At 66.6% G+C, this 20,619-nt stretch carries 13 protein-coding genes; 5 read left to right on the forward strand and 8 right to left on the reverse strand.

What is annotated here, in order from left to right:
* Positions 1–8: 8 nt before the first annotated feature.
* On the reverse strand, positions 9–1,127 hold the full coding sequence (locus AC5Y47_RS17715; RefSeq protein WP_499945483.1) for an MBL fold metallo-hydrolase: 1,119 nt from the start codon (positions 1,125–1,127) through the stop codon (positions 9–11).
* Between the two features lie 5 nt (positions 1,128–1,132).
* A complete protein-coding gene (locus tag AC5Y47_RS17720; RefSeq protein WP_499945485.1) occupies positions 1,133–1,864 on the reverse strand; it encodes an enoyl-CoA hydratase in 732 nt (243 codons plus the stop codon).
* Between the two features lie 28 nt (positions 1,865–1,892).
* On the opposite strand from AC5Y47_RS17720, the gene AC5Y47_RS17725 reads away from it, so the two are divergent.
* The gene (locus AC5Y47_RS17725; RefSeq protein ID WP_499945487.1) at positions 1,893–3,389 is read left to right on the forward strand and encodes a carboxyl transferase domain-containing protein; all 1,497 of its coding nucleotides are present in this window, start codon (positions 1,893–1,895) and stop codon (positions 3,387–3,389) included.
* On the opposite strand, the gene AC5Y47_RS17730 is transcribed toward AC5Y47_RS17725, so the two are convergent.
* Positions 3,382–4,038: an ABC transporter transmembrane domain-containing protein gene (locus tag AC5Y47_RS17730; protein WP_499945489.1), complete on the reverse strand. Its 657-nt coding sequence runs from the start codon at positions 4,036–4,038 to the stop codon at positions 3,382–3,384. The genes AC5Y47_RS17725 and AC5Y47_RS17730 overlap by 8 nt on opposite strands.
* Before the next feature lie 371 nt (positions 4,039–4,409).
* On the opposite strand from AC5Y47_RS17730, the gene prrA reads away from it, so the two are divergent.
* Positions 4,410–5,111: a two-component system response regulator PrrA gene (gene prrA / locus AC5Y47_RS17735; RefSeq protein ID WP_036364553.1), complete on the forward strand. Its 702-nt coding sequence runs from the start codon at positions 4,410–4,412 to the stop codon at positions 5,109–5,111.
* 16 nt (positions 5,112–5,127) lie between these two features.
* Positions 5,128–6,468: a HAMP domain-containing sensor histidine kinase gene (locus AC5Y47_RS17740; protein ID WP_499945492.1), complete on the forward strand. Its 1,341-nt coding sequence runs from the start codon at positions 5,128–5,130 to the stop codon at positions 6,466–6,468.
* A 291-nt stretch (positions 6,469–6,759) separates the two neighbouring features.
* On the opposite strand, the gene arfC is transcribed toward AC5Y47_RS17740, so the two are convergent.
* Genes arfC through arfA form a run of 3 tightly spaced genes read right to left on the reverse strand, consistent with a single transcriptional unit; the run spans position 6,760 to position 8,655 of the window.
* Entirely contained in the window at positions 6,760–7,419 is a 660-nt protein-coding gene (arfC, locus tag AC5Y47_RS17745; RefSeq protein WP_499945494.1) for a channel accessory protein ArfC, sunset domain variant, read from the reverse strand.
* Positions 7,416–7,619, reverse strand: a complete 204-nt coding sequence (locus tag AC5Y47_RS17750; RefSeq protein ID WP_499945496.1) for a hypothetical protein — start codon at positions 7,617–7,619, stop codon at positions 7,416–7,418. Before AC5Y47_RS17750 ends, arfC begins: the two co-directional genes overlap by 4 nt.
* A 10-nt stretch (positions 7,620–7,629) precedes the next feature.
* A complete protein-coding gene (arfA, locus tag AC5Y47_RS17755) occupies positions 7,630–8,655 on the reverse strand; it encodes a channel-forming protein ArfA/OmpATb (protein ID WP_499945498.1) in 1,026 nt (341 codons plus the stop codon).
* A gap of 89 nt (positions 8,656–8,744) precedes the next feature.
* On the opposite strand from arfA, the gene AC5Y47_RS17760 reads away from it, so the two are divergent.
* Positions 8,745–10,328 carry a phytoene desaturase family protein gene (locus AC5Y47_RS17760; protein WP_499945500.1) on the forward strand — a complete coding sequence of 528 codons (1,584 nt, stop codon included), beginning with the start codon at positions 8,745–8,747 and terminating at the stop codon, positions 10,326–10,328.
* Between the two features lie 67 nt (positions 10,329–10,395).
* Here the strand turns inward: AC5Y47_RS17760 and AC5Y47_RS17765 are convergent, their stop codons facing one another.
* Positions 10,396–11,688, reverse strand: a complete 1,293-nt coding sequence (locus tag AC5Y47_RS17765; protein ID WP_499945501.1) for a citrate synthase — start codon at positions 11,686–11,688, stop codon at positions 10,396–10,398.
* Between the two features lie 235 nt (positions 11,689–11,923).
* On the reverse strand, positions 11,924–12,250 hold the full coding sequence (locus AC5Y47_RS17770; RefSeq protein WP_499945502.1) for a hypothetical protein: 327 nt from the start codon (positions 12,248–12,250) through the stop codon (positions 11,924–11,926).
* Positions 12,251–12,351: 101 nt separating this feature from the next.
* Here AC5Y47_RS17770 and AC5Y47_RS17775 point away from each other — a divergent pair, with 101 nt between their 5' ends.
* Positions 12,352–20,619 (forward strand): BTAD domain-containing putative transcriptional regulator, encoded by an 8,268-nt coding sequence (locus AC5Y47_RS17775; RefSeq protein ID WP_499945505.1) that lies wholly within the window; start codon positions 12,352–12,354, stop codon positions 20,617–20,619.

Here is a 20,619-nt window from a genome sequence, read left to right on the forward strand (position 1 = left end):
AGGTTCGCTCAGAGCCGCCACCACGCGCTGAATCGCAGCGGCGAGGCGGTGTCGATCCGCTGCCCAGGATTGGGCACCGCCACCTGAGCCCCGTCCGCCTCGGCCGCTTCGAGCACCCGCTCGACCGGCTCGGACCAGGGGTGCGGCGCCAGCCGGAACGTCCCCCAGTGAATCGGCACCAGCAGCCCCGACCCCGAGTCGGTGACGTCCAGATGAGCCCGTACCGCTTCCTCCGGGTTCATGTGGATGTCCGGCCAGGCCGTGTTGTACGCGCCGATCGGCATCAGCGTCAGGTCGAACGGCCCGTGTTCGGAACCGATGTCGGCAAAGCTCTTGGTGTAGCCGGTGTCGCCACCGAAATAGGCCCGGTGCGACGGCCCGACAAACGCCCAGGACGCCCACAGCGTGTTGTTGCGGCTCAGAAAGCGCCCGGAGAAGTGCCGGGCCGGTACGCAGACGATGGTCAGTTCGTCGACCTTCGCGCTCTGATTCCAGTCGAGCTCGACGATCCGCTGCTCGGGTATCCCCCACGACCGTAGGTGCGCACCAACCCCGAGCGGCACGAAGAACGGTGCCCGCTGCATGCGAGCCAGCGCGAGCACGGTGTCGATGTCGAGATGGTCGTAGTGGTCGTGGCTGATCACTACGGCGTCGACGGCCGGCAAGCCTTCCAATTGCACGGGCGGGGGATGCAGTCGTTGCGGTCCGACCAGGTCCGACGGCGAGCAGCGGTCGCTCCACACCGGGTCGGTCAGCACGCGGTAACCGTCGATCTCGATCAGTGCCGTCGAGTGACCGAACCAGCTGACCGCCAATTCGGCCGGCTCACCCTGATAAATGGACGGCGATGCCAACGGGATCGGTCGCGCGGGACGGCTGTGTACGCGTGCGCCGACCAGTTCCCAGGCGACCTGGCGCAGCTGCTCGCGGTTCATCACGTAGAGCGAGCCGGGGTCGATGTTGACGAACGCGCCGTCCCGGTAGTTCGGCGAATCCGCTGTGACGGCTTCGATGGCTCCGGGGTCGGCGCCCAGCGCCGAGGGGGCGCCGTGCAGGGCGCGTAGCAACCAGCCGCCCGCTGCCAGCGAGACGGTGCCGGCGGCCAGTCGCAGCGCCCGGTTCGTCATGTCCGTCAGGCCCCCTGAAAGTTCGGTGGCCGCTTTTCGACCCGGGCCACCTGCGCCTCGATCACGTCCTGACTGCCCCAGGCCTTGTCGAACAGCTCCTTGTGCTCCGGCCAGGCTTCTTCGATGGAGCCGTCGTCGTTGAGTACCCGCTTGGCGTGCTGGATGGCCAGCGGCGCCAGCCCGGCGATCTCTGCGCCCCAGGCCTGGGCGTCGGCAAGCGTCCCGATCCGATTGGCCATGCCGGTCTGTAGCGCGACCTCGGCGGTCAGTTTCTCCGCGGTCAGCAGCATCGACCTGGCCCGGCCGTGACCGACCAGCGAGGACAACCGGCGGATGCTCCAATTGTCCAGCGCCAGACCGTATTTCGACGTCGGGAACTGGAAGAACGCGTCCGGTGCGACGACCCGGAGGTCGCACTGCATGGCCAGCTGCAGCCCGGCGCCGATGGCGGGACCGTTGATCGCACCGATCACCGGGATCAACGTGGCGTCCATGACCCGGTGTAGTTCGACGAGCCGGTCGGGGTAGTCGGCGGCGAACGCGTCGCCGGACAGGTCCGCCCCGGCGCAGAACGCCGTGCCCTGCCCGGTCAGCACGATGGCCCGCACCGAGCCGTCCCCCGCCTTCAGCAACGCCTCCCGCAGCTCCTCGACGAGCTGGGAGTTCAGCGCGTTGCGCCGCTCCGGTCGCTGCAGTTCGATGGTCAGGACGGCTTCGGTCTGGGTGATACCGATCATGGGGGCCAGGATAACTAGCCTCGTCGGTGTGAGCCGTATCACGACCGATCAACTGCGCGACACGGTACTCGACCCCGGCTCGTTCCTCAGCTGGGACACCGACCCGCTCACGGTGCCGACCTCGCCGTCCTACGCCCGTGAGCTGGCCGACGCCCGGGCCGCCACCGGACGCGACGAATCCGTCTCCACGGGCGAGGGAACGGTCTTCGGACGCCGGGTGGCGGTGGTGGTCTGCGACTTCGACTTCCTGGCCGGGTCGATCGGGGTGGCCGCCGCAGAACGGATCACTTCGGCGGTCGAGCGCGCCACCGCCGAGCGGTTGCCGTTGCTGGCGTCGCCGAGCTCGGGCGGCACCCGCATGCAGGAGGGTACGGTCGCGTTCCTGCAGATGGTCAAGATAGCCGCCGCCGTCCGGCTGCACCGCCAAGCCCACCTGCCGTACCTGGTCTATCTGCGCAACCCGACGACGGGCGGGGTGTTTGCGTCCTGGGGATCGCTGGGTCACGTGACGTTCGCCGAGCCGGGCGCGCTGATCGGGTTTCTCGGTCCCCGCGTGTACGAGTTGCTGTATGGCGAGCCGTTCCCGTCCGGCGTGCAGACGGCGGAGAACCTGCAGCGGCACGGGGTGATCGATGACGTCGTCGCGCTCGGTGAGTTACGTGACACGCTCGACCGGGCGCTGACGGTGATCGCCGACGCCCCCGGGCCGCCGCCGGCACCTCAGCCGGCCGAGCCGGTGCCCGACGTCGGTGCCTGGGATTCGGTGCTGGCTTCGCGGCGCCCGGATCGGCCCGATGTGCGGGACCTGTTGCGCCACGGCGCTACCGATTTGGTGCCGTTGTCGGGCACCGGTCGGGGTACGACGACGCTGCTGGCGTTGGCCCGGTTTTGCGGTCAGCCGGTGGTGGTGCTCGGCCAGCAGCGGACCCAACCCGGTGGCGGCAATGCCGTCGGGCCCGCTTCGCTGCGCGAGGCGCGCCGGGGTATGGCCTTGGCCGCCGAACTGCGACTCCCCCTGGTGCTGGTGATCGACACCGCAGGGCCGGCATTGTCCATCGAAGCCGAACAGGGCGGCTTGGCCGGGCAGATCGCCCAGTGCCTGGCCGAGCTGGTGACGTTGGCGACTCCCACGGTGTCGGTGCTGTTGGGTCAGGGCAGCGGCGGGCCGGCGCTGGCCATGGTGCCCGCCGACCGGGTGCTGGCCGCGCAGCACGGGTGGCTGGCCCCGCTGCCGCCCGAGGGCGCCAGCGCGATCGTCTTTCGTGACATCACACATGCACCGGAACTCGCTGCGGCACAAGGTATCCGGTCGACCGACCTGTTGGCGGCCGGCATCGTCGACGCGGTCGTGCCCGAACGTCCCGACGCCGCCGACGAGCCGGCCGAGTTCTCGGCGCGGCTGTCCCGCGCGATCGCCGCGGAGGTACACGCGCTGCGGATGTTGCCCGACGCCGGGCGCTTGGACGCGCGCTTGCGGCGCTACCGCCGTATCGGCCTGCCGGAGGCCGGGAACACGCTCAGTTAGCCGACCCTCTCATCGCTTCGCGGGTCATCGACAACAGAAAGCCCAGCCCGGTGGCTGGCCAGACCAGGGACAGCGTCATCAGCAGCGACGCCGTCAGCGTGCCCATGGTGATCAGGCCATGCCACACCGCGTACGCCCCGTGCCCCAGCACGACGACCAGAGCGAGATTGGGGATGACCTCCAGCACCGTCCAGACCTGCGCGGGCAACCTGGGCAAACTCAGTTCGCCCTGATGGTGCAGCACCGTGGCGAGCAGCGCCGCGACCATGGCCAGCGCCACCACCCCCATCGGCCAGTACAGCGCGAGCAGACACACTGTCACCACGGCGAGTTGAAGGCTGTCGAGCACCACCAGCACCGCGCCGAACGAGAGCAGACCGCGCACGGTGTCCTGATCGCTCACTGAACGCGACACCAATTTCCCGGTCTGGCAACGCAGGTGAAAGGTCAGCGGCAAGATATGCAAGCCTTGGTGCAAGTCTCGGCGAATCGCGGGTCCCAGGCCCGTCGCCGCACAGACGGTGACCCGGCGGCGTATCAACCACATCGCCGACTCGGACAACAGCAAAGCGATGGCCGCCACCCCCGGCACCCACAGCCCACGGTGATCGTAGTAGCTCAGCGGGCCATCGATCGTCGCCCTCGCCATGAGTGGGAACCCAACGGCCGCAACGCAAGTAAGGATTGCCGCCGCACCCATGACGCTCCACCGACGCGGGTCCTGGTCGGGCGCCTGGGCCACCTCATACGGGGCGGGCATGACGTCGGTCATCGAGCTCGTCTCCCGATCCCGTTGCGAGAGATGGCGTCAAAGGCGAATCGCAACAACGAATTTCGGTCGCGACGCCGAATGTCGTGACCTGCCACCCGATCTCGATGATTGCACGTCGGCAACCAGGCCCGGTCGCTGCGCAGCGTCGAAACGATAACCATTTCGACAATGCGTTGCTACGGTCCCGGCATCCCGCGGACTGCTCGTGCCTCCCACCGTCGCACCCGACAATCAGGCAAGATGAACCCATGGACACTGGTGTCAACTCACCTCGGGTCTTGGTCGTCGACGACGACTCCGACGTGCTCGCCTCGCTGGAGCGCGGCCTGCGGCTCTCCGGTTTCGAGGTGTCGACGGCGGTCGACGGCGCCGAAGCCCTGCGCAGCGCCACCGAGACCCGCCCGGACGCGATCGTGCTGGACATCAACATGCCGGTGCTGGACGGCGTCAGCGTCGTCACGGCACTGCGCGCGATGGACAACGACGTGCCGGTGTGCGTGCTCAGCGCCCGCAGCTCGGTCGACGACCGGGTGGCCGGTCTGGAGGCCGGAGCCGACGACTACCTGGTCAAGCCGTTCGTGCTGGCCGAACTGGTGGCCCGGGTGCGCGCGCTGCTGCGCCGCCGCGGAGCCACCGCGACGTCGTCGTCGGAAACCATCACGGTGGGCCCGCTGGAGGTGGACATCCCGGGCCGCCGGGCTCGGGTCAACGGCGTGGACGTGGACCTGACCAAGCGAGAGTTCGACCTGCTGGCCGTGCTGGCCGAGCACAAGACCGCAGTGCTGTCCCGCGCGCAGTTGCTGGAGCTGGTGTGGGGCTATGATTTCGCCGCCGACACCAACGTCGTCGATGTCTTCATCGGCTACCTGCGACGCAAGTTGGAGGCCAACGGCGGTCCGCGGCTCCTGCACACCGTCCGGGGAGTCGGGTTCGTCCTTCGGATGCAGTAAGGCCGCAGTATTGCCGATGAACATCCTGTCGCGGATCTTCGCCCGAACGCCCTCGCTACGGACCCGGGTGGTGGTCGCGACGGCGATCGGCGCCGCGATTCCCGTGCTGATCGTGGGCGTTGTCGTGTGGGTCGGTATCACCAAGGACCGCAAAGAGCGGCTGGACCGCCGGCTCGACGAGGCCGCTGGTTTCGCCATCCCGTTCGTGCCGCGCGGTCTCGACGAGATCCCGCGCTCCCCCAACGACCAGGACGCCCTGATCACGGTGCGCCGCGGCAACGTGGTCAAGTCGAACTCCGACATCACCTTGCCGCCACTGCAGGCCGACTACGCCGACACCTACATCAACGGGGTGCGTTACCGGGTGCGCACGGTGGAGATCTCCGGACCGGAACCGATGTCGATGGCCGTCGGCGCGACCTACGACGCGACGTACGCCGAAACCAACAACCTGCATCGGCGGGTGCTGTTGATCTGCATCTTCGCCGTGGCGGCGGCCGCCGTGTTCGCTTGGCTGCTGGCCGCTTTCGCGGTGCGGCCGTTCAAACAACTCGCCGAACAGACGAGGTCGATCGATGCCGGCGACGAAGCCCCGCGGGTCGAGGTGCACGGCGCCAGTGAAGCCGTCGAGATCGCCGAGGCCATGCGGGGCATGCTGCAACGCATCTGGAACGAGCAGAACCGGACGCAGGAGGCGCTGGCCTCGGCCCGTGACTTCGCCGCGGTCTCCTCGCACGAGTTGCGCACCCCGCTGACCGCGATGCGGACCAACCTCGAGGTGCTGGCCACCCTGGACATGCCCGACGAGCAGCGCAAGGAAGTGCTCGGCGACGTCATCCGCACCCAGTCGCGCATCGAGGCCACCCTGAGCGCGTTGGAGCGGCTCGCCCAAGGCGAGCTGTCCACCTCCGATGACCACGTACCGGTCGACATCACCGATCTGCTGGACCGGGCCGCTCACGATGCCACCCGCATCTACCCCGACGTCGACGTGTCCCTGGTGCCGTCGCCGACGTGCATCATCGTCGGGATGCCGGCCGGGCTGCGCCTGGCGGTGGACAACGCGATCGCCAACGCCGTCAAGCACGGCGGCGCCACCCATGTCCAGGTGTCGGCGGTCAGCTCGCGAGCCGGAGTGGAGATCGCCATCGACGACGACGGCAGCGGCGTGCCCGAAGAGGAACGCCGGATCGTGTTCGAACGATTCTCGCGAGGTTCGACCGCCTCACATTCCGGGTCCGGCCTGGGCCTGGCGCTGGTCGCTCAGCAGGCCCAATTACACGGTGGCACGGCGACTTTGGAGAGCAGCGCAATGGGCGGGGCGCGACTGGTGCTGCGCCTGCCCGGCCCCAGCTAGTCGGTGTCGAGTTCGGGTGAACCTGGGGCTTTCAGTGTGAAACCTGGGCTTTCAGTGTGAAACCTGGGCTTTGCGAGGGAAACCACGGCGGGATTTCGCCGATTTTCCCGCCCTGGTTTCACCCCGAAAGCCGTCCCTTCACCCCCAAGACCAAGTCTTCACAGCGAAATCACGAAACAACCCAAACGCTTACTCCGCGTGCAAAATCTGGGCGCGAAACCAGCGTCAGGATGCGCACCCCCATGCAACTCAACCCGCCTCACCAGGACCGGCGCTATTGTCAGAAACGCCCTAGTCCTCGGGGCTGGTAGGCGCGCTGTCGCGCCCCGGCATGAAAAACGCCCGCCTGGCGAAATCCTCGTCCTCGAACCAGACTTGGGCCTCGACGTCGTCGTAGCCCGGATCATCGGGAAGATAGAACAGCCGAGAATCGGTGCGGCCCTTCACCTGCCAGCCCTCCGGCCCAGTCCCGTCGGGATCGGCACGCATGGACCCAGGGCCGTACGGCGCGTACGGCACCAGAGGTATCTGCACCGTCTGCGCTTCGCTGAGCGTATCAGTCTGCGTCGCAAGGTCTTTCGTGACAGGAATCCGACCGGGTGGGCGTCTGGGTCTGGCCTTCTTCGCCGGGACCTTCTTCGCGGTCCTCTTCCTTGGGACCGCAATCGCCTCCGTCGCATCGTCTCGCGGAATCGGCCTGCGTTTTCTCGGTGGCACTTTGGCGGCGGTCTTCTTCGCCGGTCGCGGCCTGGCCACCGGGATCCGTTGGGTAGGCGCCTCGCTGGCCGGCACCTTCATCGTCGGCGGCTCGGGCTGGGCCAGCGGCCCCGGTTGACCCGACACCCAGGCCGGCATCGGGACTTTGGCCGGGCGCATCATCAGCGTCAGCGTCAGCACCATGCCGAGCCCGAACGCGACAGCGGCGGGCCACCAGTGCAGTTGACCGCTCACCCTTTGGCTCCGATCTCCGAAGACTCCTGCTCGACGGGCTGCGGTTCGGGGTCGGGGCGGGGTTCGGGTTCGGGCTCGGGGGCGGGCGCGTCTTCGGCGTCGCGTTGTTTGGGCTTGAGCAGCAACGCTATTCCGTAAGCCACGGCCGAACCGCCGACAAAAGCGACCGAGCAGATCAACCACTGGACCACGAAACCCATATCCGATCCCCTAGCCGACCACGATCTCGGCGCGGCGGTTCTTGGCCCGTCCCTCTGGGGTGTCATTGCTCGCGATCGGATTGGCCGACCCCATCCCCTTGGCGGTGACCCGGGCGCGCGGCACGCCGTTGGCAATGACGTATTCGGCGACGGCGGTGGCCCGTTGGGTGCTCAGCGGAATATTGACGGCCTCGCTGCCGGCGTTGTCGGTGTAGCCGTTGATGGTGACGCGGGCGTCCGGACATGCCTTGAGCTTGTCGGCCACCCGGATCAGGATGTCGTTGTCCTCCGGTGTCAGGCTCACGCCGTCGTTTCCGAACGCAAGCGGACCACCGGTCATGGCGTTGATGGCGGCCTGTAGATCGCCGCAATTCGCGGCCGCCGCAGGGGCAGGGGCAGGCGGGGCCGGCGTACCACCCGGGGGCATCGGCGTGATCTGGCCTTTGACCACGATCTTGTTGGTCAGGTTGACGTCCGGCCAGGCGGCGGCGGCGGCGCGGCCGATCGCCTCCTTCTGGTCCGGTGTGGTAGCGGTGCCGGTCAGCGTGACGGTGTCTTTCTCGACCTTGAAGTTGAAGTCTGGAATCGGGGCGCCGGCGGTGAAAACGGGTTCGGCGTTGGTGAAGTCGAGGGTGTGCACCAGCGGGTCGATGCGGATCTGGTCGACGACGGCGACTCCCGGCGCCAGTAATCCCTTGAGCGCCTTCATCAATGACGCTTTCGACGCCTCGTCGGGAAAGTCACCGATCAACGTGATGCCGTTGCCGTCGCGGCTGACGGACAGCAGCGACAACGACAGGCTGGGCGCCATCGAGATACTGACCGATGTCGGGGACAGCGTGGGCAGATCGCCGGTTGGGCCGTTGACGGCCATGGGACGCTCGTATGCGCCGTAGCTGATCAGGGCGAGCAGGAACGGGATCAGCGCCAGACCGATCAGCCAGAGCCGGACGAGCTGCCGTCGGGTCGGTCGGTCCTGGGCCACGGGCTCGGCGGGCGTGGGTGCTTCCGTCACACCCACCTCTGAACCGGCCATCGCTCCTCACTCGTTCGTGCACTTCCAGGCGATTAGCAGCCTACCGAGTCCCGGCCCGTTCCCGGGGGAACGTCGGGCAGACTGTAGCGATGGCCAACGGGACTGGCCCGGCGGTCAATCCCCGGTACGACGTCGTGATCGTCGGCGGTGGGCACAATGGGCTGGTCGCGGCCGCCTACCTGGCGCGCGCGGGTTTGCGAGTGCGGGTCCTGGAACGCCAAGCACACGTCGGCGGCGCCGCGATATCGGCACGGGCCTTCGACGGCGTCGACGTCCGGCTGTCACGCTATTCGTACCTGGTCAGCCTGCTGCCGTCGCGCATACTCGATGACCTGGGCGTTCGGGTACGGCTGAGCCGACGCGCGTATTCGTCCTACACCCCGGACCCCATCACCGGGGGACGCACCGGTCTGCTCGTCGGATCACCCGGCGGGTTCGACGCGCTCGGCGCCGCGGCCGACGAGCAGGGCTTCGACGCGTTCTACCGGCGCTCTCGGCTGGTGACGCGGCGCTTTTGGCCGACCCTGCTCGAGCCGCTGCGCACCCGCGAACAAGCCCGCCGGCTCGTGCTGGACGGTGGTGATCCCGACGCGGCGTCTGCGTGGCAAGCCCTGGTCGACGAACCGATCGGGCGGGCGATCGCCGGCACCGTCGGCAACGACGTGGTCCGCGGGGTGATCGCCACCGACGCACTGATCGGCACCTTCGCCCGACTGGACGACCGGTCGCTGCTGCAGAACATCTGCCTGCTGTATCACGTGCTGGGTGGCGGCACCGGCGACTGGGATGTGCCGGTCGGCGGCATGGGCGCGGTGTCGGCGGCCCTGGCCGCGGCGGCCACCGGCTACGGAGCTGAAATCAGCACTGACGCAGATGTTTTCGCGATAGACCCGGATGGCGAGGTGCGCTATCGCCGGCACGACGACGAGTGTGTGCTGCAGGCGCGGTTCGTACTGAGCGGGGTGGGGCCGGTCCTACTGGCCGACCTGTTGGGCGAGTCGGCACCCGCCCTGGCGCCGGGCGCGCAGGTCAAGGTCAACATGGTGCTGCGACGACTGCCCCGGTTACGGGACCCGCGGGTGACACCGGAGCAGGCATTCGCCGGGACGCTGCACGTCAACGAGACCTGGTCACAGCTCGACGCCGCCTACACGAGGGCGTCGGACGGAGACGTGCCGGACCCGTTGCCGTGCGAGGCCTACTGCCATTCGCTGGCCGATCCGAGCATCGTGTCGCCTGAGTTGCCCGGTGTGCAGACGATGACGGTGTTCGGTCTGCACACACCGCCGTCACTGCGCGCGGACGCCGTCGTGCTCACCGAATCCGTACTCGGATCGCTGAATTCCGTTCTGGCCGAACCGATTCAAGATCTGTTGCTCGTCGACGCGCAGGGCCGGCCGTGCCTGGAGACGACGACCACACGGGACCTGGAGCACGCGCTGGGCATGACGGCGGGCAACATCTTCCACGGCGCGCTGTCGTGGCCGTTCGTCGAGGACGACGATCCGCTGGACACTCCGGCACAGCGATGGGGGGTGGCCACCGAACACCCGCGGATCATGCGGTGCGGCGCGAGCGCTCGCCGCGGCGGCGGGGTCTCGGGCATCGGCGGGCACAACGCGGCGATGGCCGTGCTGGCGACCTTGACGGCGAGCAGACGCAAAAGCCCCTGAATTCGGCACGAATCAGGGGCTTTTGCGTCTGCTCGCGAGGGGGTGGTGCCCCCAGCTCGCAGCGAAACTAGCGGCCGTCGATGGCGACGTAGTCGCGCTCGGTGTAGCCGGTGTAGATCTGGCGCGGCCGGCCGATCTTGCTGTCGCTGTCGTCGTGCATCTCGCGCCAGTGCGCGATCCAGCCGGGCAGCCGGCCCAGCGCGAACAACACCGTGAACATCCGGACCGGGAAGCCCAGTGCCCGGTAGATCAGGCCGGTGTAGAAGTCGACGTTCGGGTAGAGCTTGCGCTCGATGAAGTAGTCGTCGGTCAGCGCGGCCTCTTCGAGCTGCTTGGCGATGTCCAGCAGCGGGTCGCCGCCCAGCTTGTCCAGGATCTTGTCGGCCTGTTCCTTGACGATGCGGGCACGCGGGTCGTAGTTCTTGTAGACGCGGTGACCGAAGCCCATCAGCTTGACGCCTTCTTCGCGGTTCTTCACCTTGCGGACGAACTCGCCGACGTCGTCGCCGCTCTCGCGGATCTCCTCGAGCATTTCCAGCACCGCCTGGTTGGCGCCACCGTGCAGGGGACCCCACAGCGCGTTGATGCCGCCGGAGATCGAGGTGAACATGTTGGCGCGCGACGAGCCGACCAACCGGACCGTCGACGTCGAACAGTTCTGTTCGTGGTCGGCGTGCAGGATGAACAGCATGTCCAGCGCGCGTACCACCTCGGGGTCGGCCTGGTAGGGCTCGGCCGGGAAGCCGAACGTCATGCGCAGGAAGTTCTCCACCAATGTCAGCGAGTTGTCCGGGTAGAGGAACGGCTGGCCGACCGACTTCTTGTAGGCGTAGGCGGCGATCGTGGGCAGCTTGGCCAGCAGCCGGATCGTGGACAGCTCGACCTGAGAGTTGTCCATCGGGTCCAGGGCGTCCTGGTAGTACGCCGAAAGGGCGTTGACCACGCTGGACAGCACCGGCATCGGATGCGCGTTGCGCGGGAATCCGTCGAAGAACCGCTTGAGGTCCTCGTGCAGCATGGTGTGGCGCTGGATCTTGCCGGTGAACTCGGCCAGTTGGTCGGTGGTGGGCAGCTCGCCGTAGATGAGCAGGTAGGAGACCTCGATGAACGTCGACTTCTCCGCGAGCTGGTCGATCGGGATGCCGCGGTAGCGCAGGATGCCCTCGTCGCCGTCGATGTAGGTGATGGCGCTCTTGCAGGCGGCGGTGTTGACGAACCCGTTGTCGAAGGTGGTGTGCCCGGTCTTGGACAGCAGCGGACCGAGCGCGATGCCGTCGGCACCTTCGGTGGCGCGGACGATTTTCAGGTCGATATCGCCCCCCGGGTACTTCAGAGATGCGGTGTCGTCGGTGTCGCCCACGAGAACCCCTTTGCGCTCAGGCTGATATGGCTGCCCGCCCTAGGTGCACTAGGAGCGTCATAGGTGAAGGTAGTCGTTATCACGATGGCGTGCCTGCCCGGGGTCAGGTCTGCAGGTCCTGCGCGGCGTGCAGCTAGGACCGCTGCTGCTTGCGACGGTCACGCCTGGGTGACATTCGGCGGCGAACGGCACACCGGTGCGGCGTTCGCGCCTCACCAAACGAGGTAATTCGACATCATGCGATTCCAAGAAGAGACGCCAAGCCGGACTCGACGATCGCCCAGAACACTGCATTCGCAAATGCAGCGAACAACAATAATCCGGCCGGCGCAGCCAAGGGAAATATCAATGCTTCCGGCAGGAACGGCACGAAGTTGTAAAGCAACCCCGCATATCCGATCGCCGCAGCAAGCAACGCCACAGTGGACCCCAGCCTGAATGCGTCCACCCCGGACAGCAAGTTGAGACTCAAGGTGTTGGCGCTTTCCGCGCCGGCATAGGACGTAGCGTTGGTCGTCAAGTTCTGGACGAACTGCTCCTGGTATGCCGAGTGCTCGGGCACAAGTACCCGCCTACTCCAATCGCGTGGACCGCCTTTACTCGACCTTGACTGCCCGTTGAATCCTCTGCCCAACGATGGCCTTCGTGACTACTCTTCAAGACGTGGAACTGGGGGTTTTGGGCCCTCTTCAAGTCCGGCAGCATGGCGCAACCATCATGATCCCGGACACAAAACCGCGCGCCCTACTCACGATGCTCGGGCTGCACGCCGGTTCGGTCGTCTCCGCTGCCACCCTCATCGAACTGCTCTGGGGCAAGGAGCCGCCGCGCACCGCCGGAAAGGCTCTGCAGACTCACATCTCGCTGCTGCGTCGCACCCTCGGCGACGGCTTCGTCTTGACCGAAGGCGCCGGATGGATCCTGGCCGGGACGGAGGTTGACACCGCGAGTTACCGGTCGTTCGCTCGGCGGGGTCGCGAGGCGGCCGCTGCCGGGGACAGCGGCCAGTCGGTGGCTCGCTTCGACGAGGCCCTGGCTTTATGGCGCGGAATCCCCGAACTGCCCGACAGTCAGCGCGGAACCGCCGAGAAGACGCGGTGGGCGGAAGAGCACGCCGCACTGGTGGAGGACCGCGCCGATGCGCTGCTGGCGACGGGCCGTGCCGCAGAGATCATCGGCGAGCTCGAGGCCGTGGTGGCTGACGCGCCGCTACGCGAGCGGCGATGGGGCCAGCTGATGCTCGCCCTGTATCGCGCCGGTAGGCAGGGCGAGGCCCTCGGCGCGTATCAACGGGCGCGGGCGCTGCTCGCCGAGGAGCTGGGTGTCGATCCCGGTCCGGAACTGCGCCGCCTGGAGGCAGCGGTCGTCGCACAGGACGCGGGACTGGAAATCCCTGTTGCGCAGAATCTTTCGACGGTAACCCGGGCGGTGACGTTCCTGTTGACCGACATCGAGGGGTCGACGGCGGCCTGGGAGGCTGACGCTGCGGCCATGGCGACCGCGCTGGCGCGCCACGACGAGCTCGTCGAACAGGTCGTGACCTCACGCGGCGGACGCCTGATCAAGACGCGCGGTGAGGGCGATGCCACGTTCTCGGTCTTCGAACGGCCCTCTGCTGCCGCTGCCGCAGCAATAGAGCTGCAGGAAGCGGTCATTCACGAGCCGTGGACACTGGCCGAGCCGATGAGCATTCGCATAGCCCTGCACACCGGTGAGGTCGAGCTTCGCGACGGCGACTACTTCGGCCGCGCGGTCAACCGGGCAGCGCGCCTGCGCTCGCTGGCCGCGGGCGGCCAGACTTTGTGCTCGCGAGCGACCGCCGAGCTTGTCATCGACTCGCTTCCGGACGATGTCGTGCTTGCCGACCTGGGGATGCGCCAGCTGCGCAACCTCGCGCGCCCAGAACATGTTTTCGAGCTGAGACTGGACACCGACCAGCGCGAGCAAGTCGTCGCCGACGCACCGATAGACCGCCCCGCCCTGCCCGCCGTGTTGACCGCTCCCGGCCCGTTCGTCGGCCGCGGCGTGGAACTGGAACGTCTTTTCACCGCGTGGCAGAGCAGCGGCGCGCACGCGGTGCTGATCGCCGGCGAACCCGGTGTCGGCAAGACGCGCCTGGCTGGCGAATGGTCCCACCGCGCGTATGCACAGGGTTCGATCGTGCTTTACGGACGTTGCGACGAGGACCTCGGCGCGCCGTATCAGCCGTTTGCCGAAGCCTTGCGCGCGCTCGTGCCGTGCGTCGGCGCGGACCGGCTGCGGGGACTGCGGGGCGTCGAAGCGCTGCTCCCCCTGGCCCCCGGGCTGCTGGACGCGGTCGCCGATCTGGCGTCCCCGGCCCGCGCGGACCCTGACACCGAGCGTTACGCACTGTTCGACGCCGTCGTCGCGCTCCTGGAGATCGCGTCGGCCGCGGCGCCGATCGTGCTGATCCTCGACGACCTGCACTGGGCGGCCAAGCCGACGCTGCTGCTCTTGCGGCATCTGCTGCGGTTCGGCGACCATGCCCGCGTGCAAATCGTGGGCACGTACCGCAGCACCGATCTGGACCGCTCCCTCCCGTTGGCGGCAATGCTGGCCGACCTGCACCGGAACGGCACCGCCAGCCGGCTGAATCTGAGCGGACTCGACGAAGACGACGTGACCACCTACGTGGCCGAAGCCGGCTATGACGACGAGGAACTCGCCCACGCCCTGGCGTCTGTCACCGGCGGAAACCCGTTCTTCCTCATTGAGGCCCTGCGTCACGTCGATGAAAGTGGCGGCGTATGGGATCAGAGCACCCTTCCCCAGGGTGTTCGAGAAGCCGTGAGCCGCAGGCTTTCTCGACTCTCGCAGGAGACGAACAAGGCGCTCTCGGCGGCTGCGGTGGTCGGTAGCCGGTTCGGCCTGGAACTGGTCGAGCAGGTGATCGGGAGTGAACTCGTCGACGCGTTCGACGAGGCGTGCGCGGCCGGTCTCGTCGTCGAAGAGCCAGGTGGCCGTTACCGTTTCAACCACGCGATCGTCCGCCAGTCGCTGCTCACCGAGCTTGCCTCGGTGCGGCGGATGCGACTGCACCAACGGATCGCCACGACGTTGGAGTCTCAACCCGGCGCCGAGGACGAGTTGCTGGCCGAATTGGCTCACCACTATTTCGAATGCGCCTGGGCCGGCAACGCGGCTAAGGCCGTTCAGTACTGCCGACGCGCCGCCGACCAGGCGATGGCACGGCTGGCTTACGAAGGTGCCGCCGACCTCTACGACCATGCCTTGCACGCGTTGGAGGAGATCGACGAGGAACTGCCCGACCGTGACGATCAGGCCGCCGCGCTGCTGGTGGCGCGCTGCGAAGCGCTCCTGGCCGCTGGTGATGTAGCTTCGGCGGGTGGCGCAGTTTCCCAATTGCATTCGGTGACAGTCGATTCGGTGCAACTGTCGGCGTGGGCCACCTGCTTCGACGGCCAGTTGTCGATGCTCATCCATCCCGAGCGATTGGACGAGGTAGAAGTCGCGTTGCAGACCGCAGCCCAAGAGTTGGCCGGTTTGGCCGATGCCGCCGGGGAGGCGAAGGCCCATACCGTGCGTGCCGGATGCCTTGCACGCCTTGGGCGTATCGGTGACTGTGAAGCCACCCTGGATGATGCCTTGACGGCGGCGCGGCGCGCGCGCGAACACCGCCGGGTGAACGCGGTGCTGGCCGGTGCGCCGCTGGCGGCCTTATGGGGACCCAACCCGGTGCCGCGGGCCGGCGGACGGTGCCTCGACGTGGTGCGGCTGCTGCGAATAACCACCGACTCGCCAGCGGTCGAGGCCACCTCGACCCGGTGTCAAGCCGTGTTGGAAGCCTTCCGCGGCCGCACGGCCGCGGCCCGGCGGATGATCGACTCCGCGCGTCGGACCGTGACCGAGCTCGGCTTGCGGCCCGCACTGCTCGAAGTCGAGCAGTTCGCCGGGATCGTGGAGCTTGTCGCCGACGACGCGGCTGCAGCCGAGCCGCATCTAATGAAGGCTTACAACGGTTTTCGTCGCATGGGTCTTGACGCCGACACCGCTGAAACCGCTGCCCTGCTGGGCCGCGCCCGCTTGGCGCTGGGCCGAGACGGCGAGGCGGACGAGTTGTGCTGCGAGAGCGAGCGTCTGGCCGGACATGCACTGAAGCCGTCAATCGCGTGGCGCACCCTTCGGGCGCATCTGTTGTCGCGCAGCGGAGCACACGACGAGGCCTGCCGCGTAGCTCAGGCCGCCGTGGGACTTGCCGAGCGTACCGACTTGCTGGTGGACCACGGCGACGCATGCCTTGCCCTGGCAACGGTTTTGGAGGCTTGCGACGACCTCGCGCAGGCCCATGCTGCTGCGGAGCGAGCCGTCGAGCTGTATGAGCTGAAAGGCGCTGCGGCGCTTACCGAGATTGCCCGCAAGATCGTGGAGCAAGATCTCTGCGTAGCCCCGCTGCCAATGCCTGAAGCGCCCAGACTCGAGCCAGAAAACGCCTGTGTGCGAGCGGTCAGACAGGTGGCGGCCGCGCTGGATGTTGAGGCCTGGGACGAATTGGAGCAGTTGTTTGCGCCTGGCGTCGTTGTCGAGAGCCGGCGAAAGATTGTCCGCTTCAATCTGGACGATCTACCTGCTGGCCCTTGGCCGCACCAGGTACGACGGCTCGCTGAAGACGGCGCGCTGCGCTTCCGAATTGTTGGCGTCGTTGCGGTGCGCGGCGAACGCATGGCGGTAACTCGGTTAGCCGTAACCACTTGTGACGACACTGCTGGCTCGCCGCACGACGAATTTCTGCAAGTCTGCGTGTTAGACGAGGATGGCCGAATCGCAACGCAGGTGTGGTTCGACTCCGAAGACCTTGTCGCGGCGATGGCCGAACTCGACGCCGCGGATGCCCGCTTCGAGCAGCAAGCACGGCCGCAGCCTCGACGACCCGAAAACGCGGCGACCCGCGTATGCCAGCGGGTCAACACATATTTCGTGGGCAACGACTGGGACGCGGTGAAAGAATCCCTGGCCGAGCATGTCGTCCAAGATGATCGCCGCAAGGTGGTGGGCTCGGGACTTCGACAGGGACGCAATGCCGTGATGGCCGAACTATCGGTAGTGGCCAAAGCTGGGATCAACAGCATGGCGACGAATACCATTGCGACACGAGGCGGATGCCTAGTACTCAATCGGGTCCAGTCCTCTTTCGGTGACCACCGTCCGGACGCATTCGGCATCGACGTGCTCGCCGTCGTCGAGATCGACGCCACAGAACGGATTGTGGCGCGCGTTGTGTTCGACCTTGACGACTTCGATGCCGCGGTCGCCGAACTCGACCGTCGCTACCTCAGCGGCGAGGCCGCGCCGCACGCTCATACGTGGTCGGTGATTGCACGTGGCCCCGCTGCGGTCAATCGAGGCGAGCGTCCCTCGTTCGCAACGGATTGCGTCAGCATCGATCATCGTCCGGTCTCTTTCGCGCCCGGTGATCTGCTCGACGACCTCAGTAACCTGGGCAATTTCCGAGGCGTCCGACTCTACGTCGAGACCGTACATCGGCTCAGTGACCGTGCCGCGGTGTGTACGCATGTGGCGCAAGGCATTTCGGCTATGGGTTTTGACGCCGAGTGGCGCGGTATCGATTTGCAGATGGTCGACGGTGACAAGGTTAAGCGTTTCGAAGTCTACGACGAGGCGGAATTGGAAACCGCAATCGCAACGTTCGACCGGCTGAGCCGACCCGCACCGCTTTTGGAGAATGCGGCAAGCCGAGTCTACGACCGCTTCAATGCGTACCTCGCGACTCGTGACTGGGACTCCATGGCGGAGATGACTACCGACGACAGCTACTACGACGATCGTCGTCGGTTGATACGCAGCGGTGTTCAACGCGGCCGGGCTGCGCAGATTGCGAATCTGCGGGCCATCGTCGACGTCGGGGTCAGGAGCTGCGAGTCGCGTGTCATCGCAACCCGTGGGGAGCGCCTGGTGCTCACTCGCAGCCGGATGTCGGGCGGCAACCAGCGGCCCGATCCGTTCAGTCTCGAGATGCTTTGCCTCGTCGAAGTCGACGCCGACAACCAAGTGACGGCGGGTATCACCTTCGATGTCGACGACATCGACGCGGCCATCGCTGAGCTCGATGCGCGTTATCTCACCGGCGAGGCGGCAGCTTACGCGGACACCTGGTCTCTCATCGCAGGTGCCTGCGCCTCGTTCAACCGGCACGAACTCCCCGCTATGACGCCCGACTGCGTCAATACGGACCATCGCCGAGGGATATCGTTCACACCCGGTGACTTGACCGCGTACATCCGATCCACGTGGGACGCCGCGCCGGGCAGCAGCATCTACATCGAGGCTGTGCATCGGTTGAGCGGCCGCGGCGCGCTCGCGACTCATGTGCTGAAGGGGAGCTCGCGCGACGGTTTCGAGGCCGAGTGGCGGGCAATCGGTCTTCTCACCTTTGATGGCGACAAAATCAATCGCCGCGAGGTCTTCGAGGAGACAGACCTCGACGCCGCGCTCGCGAAGTTCGATCAGCTCAGCGCGCCGGCACCGCGACTGCAAAACGGGGCAAGCCGGGTGTACGACCGATTACTGGCGTACTTCGCTGCCCGTGACTGGGACGCGTTAGCGAAGATCTGCGCCGACGACCTCTACGCCGAAGATCGTCGCCTTCTGGTAGGCGAGGGCATCGGAACCGGTCGGGATGCCATGGTCAGACAGTTCCGGACGGCCCTCGACCTGGGGGTGACGCAAATGGCTTCGGAGGCCCTTGCCACTCGCGGCGATCGCCTCGTCCTTACCCAGGCCCGGTTTTCGCGCACCGACGAGAAACCCGAAGCGTTTCGCGTCGATCTTCTATACGTACTTGAGATCGACGCCGCCGAGCGGATCTCGGCAATCGTCGCGTTCGATCTGACCGATTTCGAGGCTGCGCTCGAGGAACTCGACGCCCGATACCTGGCCGGCGAAGCCGGCGCTCACGCGCAGACTTGGTCTGTTGTCACACGTGAATGCGCCGCGTTCAACCGGCACGAACTTCCGACCGCGGACTGGGCGGCCATCGACCATCGACGGCTCGCGGTAATCGACGCGACCGATCCCCAAGTAGCCATGCGCGACATCTGGGACGTCACACCAGAACTCAGCATGCTGATCGAGTCGGTACATCGGCTCAGCAATGTGGGAGCGGTGGGCACCTATGCCGCGTGGGGAAGCTCGCCAGACGGGTTTGCCGTCGAGTGGCGAATGATCCTTGTTCTGACTGTCAAAACCGGTCGGATCAACCGCGTCGAGGTGTACGACGAGGCCGACCTCGAAGCCGCACTCGCAAGGTTCGACGAACTCCCACGGCCTGGACTGGAAAACGCGGCGAGCCGGGCAAATGACCGAAACTTTGCGTACTTCCGCGCCCGCAACTGGGCGGCGTTGGCCGCGATCCTGACCGACGACAGTTTGGTCGATGATCGCCGGCGCGTGACGAGTTCCGGATTCTGGGACGGTCGCGACGTCGTGGTCGCGAACCTGCAAGCCCTGGCCGATACGGCGCCGTCGACGTGGACCGTCGTCGCGACCCGCGGGGAGCACCTCGCCCTCACTCGCATCTGTTCGCCGAACCGGGATTTGCAGCAAGGCGACTTCAGCAGCGACATGCTCATCATCGTCGAGGTCGACACCGACGAGCGGATCTCGGCGCAAATCGCTTTCGATGCCGATGACTTCGATGCCGCCTTCGCGGAACTCGACACCCGCTACTTCGCCGGCGAAGCGGCGGCTCACGCACGAACGTGGTCGGTGACTATGGCCGCTTACGCCGCCCTCGACCGGCACGAGCTGCCAGCAATGACGCCGGACATGATCAGCGTCGACCAGCGGAAGGGACGATCATTCGAGTCCGGAGACCTAAGCGCATTTCTTCGTGCCACATGGGATCTCATGCCGAACTCCAGGGGATTTATCGAGGCTGTGCACCGGCTCGGCGACCACGGGGCATTGGTCACGTACGCGTGGAGTGGGACATCAGCCCAGGGCTTCGACGCGGAGTTCCGGGAACTGAGCATCACGATGCGCACCGCTGACCAGATCAGCCGCGTCGAGCTCTTTGATGAGAACGATCTCGGCGCCGCGCTTGCGCGCTTCGAGGAAATGCGGCCGCAGGCACCGCGACTGGAAAACGCGGCGAGCCAGGCGGGTGGGCGCTATCTGACGCTTCTCGCGGCAGGCAACTGGGACGGCATGGCGACGATACTGGCCGAGAACATTTTCACTGACGATCGCCGTCGGGTGGTGGGTGCGGGAGTCCGAAGCGGTAGAGATGCCCTGACTGTGGACGTGCGCGCGATCGCCAACCTGTCCACTATGAACGTGACGTCGGCCGTCGTAGCAACCCGCGGAACACGGCTCGCCCTTCTCAGTAGCCGCTTCTCGAATCGCGATCCGGCTTCCGAAGCGTTTTCTACCGAGGTACTCGTCATTGTCGAGACCAACTTCGACGACCGGATTGTCGCGGCTGTCACGTTCGACATGGACGACTTCGACGCCGCTTTTGAAGAACTCGATGCCCGATACCTCGCAGGCGAAGCGGCCACCCATGCATTCGTTTGGTCGCTAATTTCAGGCACTTACTCCGCGTTCAACCGGTACGAGTTTCCCGCAATGGATTGGGTCAACGTGGACAACCGGCGAGGAACGCCGTTCTCAGCCAGCGACCTGACCGCCGTAATTCGTACCTTCCGGGATTTCACCCCGGAGTTCAGGGTCAGAATCGAGGCAGTGCATCGGCTCAGCAACCTCGGAGCGGTCATCACCAATCATTCGTATGGCTCCTCGCGCGAGGGCTCTGACCTCGAATGGCGCATGATCCAAGTGGTGATTGTCGAACGCGACCGAATCACCCGCTGCGAGCTCTTCGCCGAGGAAGACCTTGAGGCCGCGCTCGCCAAGTTCGACGACGCTCAGTGA

The organism is Mycobacterium sp. NGS22 (assembly GCF_059813095.1).